The following is a 426-nucleotide window of genomic DNA, read 5'->3' as shown; positions in this document are numbered from 1 at the left end:
AAATTGCTTGTTTCTATCTTTACAGTCTTTCATTGTAACAGCTTTTTTCATTTTTCTTTCTACAAAACCATGTTTCTTCAAAAGCTGTTTTACTACATATGGCGATATATTCATATCTCTCGATTTAAAAATATTTGAAATTTCTTTAAGGGTAAGGTTTGTCCATTTTATTTCTTCGTCCATAGGACTTCCAGCAGTATGATCTTTTAAGATCTCAAAGAAAATTTCATCGATAGTTTCCACAGTATCGATGATTTTCTTTTTACCTCCACCAGGATTTCGAATCCTGTTATCTGGAGTTTCTATACCATTAGTGATTTCATTAATTCCAACCATGACAGTTTGGAAATGACAGCCAAGAATAGCACTTATATACTTTTGTCCACCATGACCTAACTTAATTGCTTCTATGGCTGCATATCTCCT

The 426-nt window shown here is 32.6% G+C and carries 1 protein-coding gene; it reads right to left on the bottom strand.

Annotated elements, in window-relative coordinates; all coding sequences use genetic code 11:
* A partial coding sequence (locus ASJ81_RS15590) for an ISAzo13-like element transposase-related protein (protein WP_212556092.1) occupies window positions 1-426 on the bottom strand: 426 nt, incomplete at both ends.

This window comes from Methanosarcina spelaei (assembly GCF_002287235.1).
Classification (GTDB): Archaea; Halobacteriota; Methanosarcinia; order Methanosarcinales; family Methanosarcinaceae; genus Methanosarcina; species Methanosarcina spelaei.
The sequence above is the reverse complement of the archived record's forward strand: the minus strand, read 5'-3'. Positions and strand labels throughout refer to the sequence as shown.